Source organism: Streptomyces sp. PA03-1a (genome assembly GCF_033792805.1).
Lineage (GTDB): Bacteria > Actinomycetota > Actinomycetes > Streptomycetales > Streptomycetaceae > Actinacidiphila.
Genome location: NZ_JARAVO010000376.1, coordinates 1 through 5,972 on the forward strand (window position 1 = coordinate 1; position 5,972 = coordinate 5,972).

Below are 5,972 nucleotides of genomic sequence, written 5' to 3' on the forward strand. Positions count from 1 at the left end.
CCCTCCCCCTCACCCGGGGACGATCAGGAACCGTCGTAGGCGGGGAACTCCCCGCTGTCCAGGACCCACGGCCGCACGGGGACGGCGTCCCCGAAGGCGTAGTCGTGGCGCGCCCGGTAACGGGGGCCGTCGTCGCCGGGCGCCGGTCCCGGATCGGAGAGGACGGCCAGCGTCCTGTCGCGCGGGTCGATGATCAGGTACAGCGGGATGCCCATGGCGGGGTAGTCCCGGGCCTTCTCGCGGTAGTCGTTCTCCGGGTTGGACGTGGAGACGACCTCGGCCACCAGGGTGACGTCGGCTGGGTCGAGGAAACCGGGGGTGTCGAGGGCCTGTTCCGGTACGACGACGAGGTCGGGCCGGCGCATGCGCCCTATGGCGGGCGCCTCGATCTCGGGACCGCTGTGGGCCACGTGACCGGCCCAGTCCGGATCGTCGGCCATCTGCCGCTCGATCTGCCGCCGCAGCCGCAGGGCGATCAGCTCGTGCCGGTTGACCGGCGGCATCATCATCGTGATGACGCCCTCGCCGATCTCCACGGCCCAGGTGTCCTCGCGCTCCATCAACTCGTCGGCGATGGCCCGCATGCGCGCGTAGGTCTTCGCGTCCACGGCGTCACCGTACCGCCGGGTCCTCCTCCAGGACCGGGAAGCGGCGGGGCGCCACCAGGAGGACGGCGGCCAGGGACAGGACCGCCGCGACGGCCGCGCCGGCGTACACGTGGTTGACCGCCGCCGCGACGGCGCGGCGCACGTGGTCGTCGATGTGTGCGGCGCCGGCGATGGAGTCGAGGTCGGTGCCCGAGCCGTGCAGGCGGGAGGCGAGGGTGGCGTTGGCGACGGCGCCGAAGACGGCCGCGCCGACGCTCTGGCCGACCTGGCGGCAGAAGAGGATCGACGAGGTGGCGGTGGCCCGTTCGCTCCACGGGACGGTGGACTGCACGCCGACGATCAGGGGGAGCTGGAAGAGCCCGAGGGCGGCACCGAGCAGCAGCATCACCAGGGTGGGCTGCCAGGCGGGACCGGCGTACGGGAGCAGCACCAGTACGACGAGGACGACGGTGGCGGCCGCCATGCCCAGGGCGGCGGTGTTGCGGAAGCCGATGCGCAGGTAGACGCGGTTGCTGAGGGCGGCGGACAGCGGCCAGCTGAGCGTCATCACCGACAGCACGAAGCCCGCCGCTATCGGCCCGAGCCCGAGCACGGTCTGGGCGTACGTGGGGAGGAAGACCGTCGGGGCCACCATGAGGACGCCGAGCATGCCGAGGGCCAGGTTGACGGCGACGATCACCCGGCGCCGCCAGACCCAGCCGGGGATGATCGGCTCGGCGGCCCGGCGCTCGGCCCACACGGTGAGGGCGCCCAGGACGAGGCTGCCGCCGAGCAGCCACCACCGGGCGGGCCCGCCCTGCACGAGGCCGGTGATCAGCAGCCCGCCGGAGAGGAAGAGCAGCAGCGCGCCGGGCCAGTCCACGCGGTGCCGGGTCCGCTCGCCGACCCGCTCGCGCAGATGACGGGAGATGAGCAGGAGCGCGACCGCCCCGACGGGCAGGTTGATCAGGAAGATCCAGCGCCAGCTGGCGTAGCCGGCGAACAGCCCGCCGCACAGCGGCCCGAGGACGGCGGAGACCGCCCAGACCGTGGAGATCGCCGCCTGGATGCGGCCGCGCTCCTTGAGCGGGTACAGGTCGCCGGCGATCGTCTGCACGGTCCCCTGGATGGCGCCGCCGCCGAGCCCCTGCACGATGCGGAAGGCGATCAGGCCGGCCATGTTCCACGCCCCGGCGCACAGCACGGAACCGAGCAGGAAGATCCCGATGCCGGTCAGCAGCACGGGCTTGCGGCCGAAGGTGTCGGCGAGCTTGCCGTAGACCGGGAGGGTCACCGTGACCGCGAGCAGGTAGCCGGAGAAGAGCCAGGAGAAGACGGAGAAGCCGCCCAGCTCGCCGACGATCTGCGGCACCGCGGTGGAGATGATCGTGGAGTCCATCGCCGCCAGCGCCATGGCCATCATCAGCGCGGCGACCACCGGGCCGCGCCGCTGCGGCCCCGTCCCGGAAGCGGTGGCGGCTGCGGTCGCGGTCTGCTCGGTGCGCTCCACGGGACCCCCTGGTTGTGTGTACGACACACGATTTCATGCCGGGCCCCCGCGCGCACAGGGGGTTCCCGCAGGCCGGACGGCAGGGCTTGAACCTCCCGCGACCGGAGGGTGCAGGCTCGACCCCGAGCCGGGTCCGCCGAAAGGTGCAGTCCCCCTAGGGGTCCCACCGAACTTTCTCCTACCCCCGGTTCGTACCGGCGGAGGACGAGGGAGCCCTCCTGGGCTCCCTAGCCTTCTGGTGGGGCTAACCCCCGGGCCGATACGGAGACCCGCACCATCGTCCCGGCCCCCTCCCCGAAGCCAGTCTTGGTAGGCGACGCAGCCCGCCCCGAAACGGCGGCGACGACCACTCGAACAGGAGCAGTCCAGTGACAACGGCAGTATCGATTCCCAAGTCCGGGGGCAGCGGAGAACGTACGGCCGTGGCCGCCCGGGCCCGTCAGGTCACCAAGGCGTACGGCTCGGGCGAGACCCGGGTCGTGGCCCTGGACGCGGTCGACGTCGACATCGACCGCGGCCGCTTCACCGCGATCATGGGGCCCTCCGGCTCCGGCAAGTCGACCCTGATGCACTGCCTCGCCGGTCTCGACACCGTGACCGACGGCCGGATCTGGGTCGGTGAGACCGAGATCACCAAGCTGAAGGACAAGAAGCTCACCCAGCTGCGGCGGGACAAGATCGGCTTCATCTTCCAGGCCTTCAACCTGCTGCCGACCCTGAACGCGGCCGAGAACATCACGCTGCCCATGGACATCGCCGGCCGCAAGGCCGACCCCCAGTGGCTGCAGCGGGTCGTGGAGACCGTCGGCCTGGCCGGACGCCTCAAGCACCGGCCCGGCCAGCTCTCCGGCGGTCAGCAGCAGCGCGTCGCGGTGGCCCGCGCCCTCGCCGCCCGGCCGGAGATCATCTTCGGTGACGAGCCGACCGGCAACCTCGACTCGCGCGCCGGCGCCGAGATCCTCGGCTTCCTGCGCCGCTCGGTCGACGAACTCGGCCAGACCATCGTCATGGTGACGCACGACCCGGTCGCCGCCTCGTACGCCGACCGCGTCCTCTACCTCGCCGACGGCCGGATCGTCGACGAGATGCGCGACCCGACGGCCGACTCCGTCCTGGAGCGCATGAAGGACTTCGACGCCCGCGGGAGGACGTCGTGACCGTCGTCAAGACCTCGATGCGCAACTTCGTCGCGCACAAGGGACGCATGGCGCTGTCCGCCATCGCCGTCCTGCTGTCGGTGGGCTTCGTCTGCGGCACGCTCGTCTTCACCGACACCATGACCTCCACCTTCGACAAGCTCTTCGCCGCCACCGCCTCGGACGTCACGGTCACGCCCAAGGGCGCGCCCAGCGACGACGAGATGCAGATGACCACCAAGGCGGCCACCGTGCCGGCCGCCACGGTCGCGCGGCTGAAGGAGGTCGACGGCGTCAAGTCCGCGACGGGCGAGGCCAACAGCCAGACCCTGACCGTCACCGACGCCGCCGGCGAGAACCTCGGCCCGACCTCCGGCGCCCCCACCATCGCCACGAACTGGGACTCCACGGAGCTGCGTTCGGTCGACGTCACGTCCGGCCACGCCCCGCGCGGTCCCACCGAGGTGATGGTCGACGCCGACACCGCCGACAAGAAGCACCTCGAACTGGGCGACGAACTGCGCGTGATCGCCATCCCCGGCGAGTTCCACGCCCGGATCACCGGCATCGCCACCTTCAAGGTCACCAACCCCGGTGCGGCGATCTTCTACTTCGACACCGCCACCACCCAGACCAAGGTGCTCGGCGCCAAGGACGTCTTCAGCAGCGTCGGCCTGACCGCGAAGCCCGGGGTCAGCGACGAGCAGCTGAAGAAGAACGTCACCGCCGCCCTCGGCTCCACCGCCGGCTACAAGGTGCAGACCCAGGCCGAGTGGACCGCCGAGAACCAGAAGGACATCGCCGGCTTCCTCGACGTCATCAAGTACGCGATGCTCGGCTTCGCCGGGATCGCCGTCCTCGTCGGCGTCTTCCTCATCGTCAACACCTTCTCGATGCTGGTCGCCCAGCGCACCCGGGAGATCGGCCTGATGCGGGCCATCGGCGCCAGCCGCAGCCAGGTCAACCGCTCGGTGCTGGTCGAGGCCCTGCTGCTCGGCGTGGTGGGCTCCGTGCTCGGCATCGGCGGCGGCGTCGGGCTTGCCGTCCTGCTCATGAACCTCATGGGCAGCGTGGGCATGAACCTCGACACCTCCTCCCTGACGATCAAGGCCTCCACCCCGGTCATCGGGCTCGTCCTCGGCGTCGTGGTGACCGTCCTCGCGGCCTACCTGCCCGCCCGGCGGGCCGGCAAGGTCTCCCCGATGGCCGCGCTGCGCGACGCCGGCACCCCCGCCGACGCCCGCGCCGGCAGGGTGCGCGCCGCGATCGGCCTCGTCCTCACCCTCGCGGGTGCCGCCGCCCTCGTCGCCGCCGTGCAGGCCACCAAGGCCGCGGACGGCTCGATGTTCCTCGGCCTCGGCATCCTGCTCACCCTGGTCGGCTTCGTGGTCGTCGGGCCGCTGCTCGCCGGCGTCGTCGTCCGGGTGATCAGCGCGGGCGTCCTGCGGGCCTTCGGCCCGGTCGGCCGCCTCGCCGAGCGCAACGCGTTGCGCAACCCCCGGCGCACCGGCGCCACCGCCGCCGCCCTCATGATCGGCCTCGCGCTCGTCGCCGGACTGTCGGTGGTCGGCTCCTCCATGGTGGCCTCGGCGACCGACCAGCTCGACAAGTCGGTCGGCGCGGACTTCATCATCGCCTCCGACAGCGGCCAGCCGATCACCCCGCAGATCGAGCGGGCCATCAAGGCCGCGCCGCACCTCGCCCACGTCACCGACTACAAGTCCCTCGACGTCAAGCTCACCGCCCCCGACGGGTCGGTGTCCGACACCTCCCTGTCCGCCGCGGACCCGACGTACGCCCAGGACCTCCAGGTCAAGACGGTCGCCGGCGAGCTGTCGGCCGCCTACGGCACCAACGCGATGTCGGTCGGCGAGAACTTTGCCGACAAGCACAAGGTCAAGCTCGGGGACGAGCTCGCCGTCCGCTTCGCGCACGGCGAGACCGCCACACTGACGGTCGCCGCCATCACCTCAGCGGACACCGTCTTCGACCAGGGCGCGATGTACACCAACATCACGACCGCGGCGCGCTACGTGCCGGCCGACCGGATGCCGATCAACGACATCATGTTCGCCGCCGCCAAGGACGGGCAGCAGGACGCGGCCTACGCCGGGCTGAAGAAGGCGCTGCACGACTTCCCGCAGGTCCAGGTCCGCAACCAGGCCGACTACAAGCAACTGCTCAAGGACCAGATCGGCCAGCTGCTCAACCTGATCTACGGCCTGCTGGCCCTGGCGATCATCGTCGCGATCCTGGGCGTCGTGAACACCCTCGCCCTGTCGGTGGTGGAGCGCACCCGGGAGATCGGCCTCATGCGGGCGATCGGCATGTCGCGGCGGCAGCTGCGGCGCATGATCCGCCTGGAGTCGATCGTCATCGCCCTCTTCGGCGCGGTGCTCGGCCTCGGCCTCGGCATGGGCTGGGGCGCCTCGGCCCAGCAGCTGCTGGCGCTCCAGGGGCTCGGGATCCTGGAGATCCCCTGGCCGACGATCATCACCGTCTTCATCGGCTCGGCCTTCGTCGGACTCGTCGCGGCGCTGGTGCCGGCGTTCCGGGCGGGGCGGATGAACGTGCTGGGCGCGATCGCCACGGAGTAGCGCGCGGAGCGCGCAGCGGCCCCGGGTACGCATCTTGCGTGCCCGGGGCCGTCGTCGTGTGCGGGTTGTTTGCCTTATCACATTCCCCCGGCCCCCGAGAATCTCCTTAACCTCTTTTTGCTTCTATAAAATAAAAAAAAAA

General features: G+C 71.1%; 4 protein-coding genes. 2 read left to right on the forward strand and 2 right to left on the reverse strand.

Annotated elements, in window-relative coordinates; genetic code table 11:
- Positions 1-23: 23 nt before the first annotated feature.
- Together PV341_RS43265 and PV341_RS43270 are read right to left on the reverse strand one after the other, a co-directional pair.
- Positions 24-608 (reverse strand): Uma2 family endonuclease, encoded by a 585-nt coding sequence (locus PV341_RS43265; protein ID WP_500328695.1) that lies wholly within the window; start codon positions 606-608, stop codon positions 24-26.
- A gap of 4 nt (positions 609-612) precedes the next feature.
- Positions 613-2,097 carry an MFS transporter gene (locus PV341_RS43270; protein WP_500328694.1) on the reverse strand — a complete coding sequence of 495 codons (1,485 nt, stop codon included), beginning with the start codon at positions 2,095-2,097 and terminating at the stop codon, positions 613-615.
- Positions 2,098-2,465: 368 nt separating this feature from the next.
- Between PV341_RS43270 and PV341_RS43275 the strand changes: the two genes are divergently transcribed.
- Both PV341_RS43275 and PV341_RS43280 read left to right on the forward strand, forming a co-directional pair.
- Positions 2,466-3,254: an ABC transporter ATP-binding protein gene (locus tag PV341_RS43275; RefSeq protein ID WP_499512247.1), complete on the forward strand. Its 789-nt coding sequence runs from the start codon at positions 2,466-2,468 to the stop codon at positions 3,252-3,254.
- Positions 3,251-5,830 carry an ABC transporter permease gene (locus tag PV341_RS43280; RefSeq protein WP_500328693.1) on the forward strand — a complete coding sequence of 860 codons (2,580 nt, stop codon included), beginning with the start codon at positions 3,251-3,253 and terminating at the stop codon, positions 5,828-5,830. The genes PV341_RS43275 and PV341_RS43280 overlap by 4 nt, the downstream gene beginning before the upstream one ends.
- Positions 5,831-5,972: the final 142 nt, after the last annotated feature.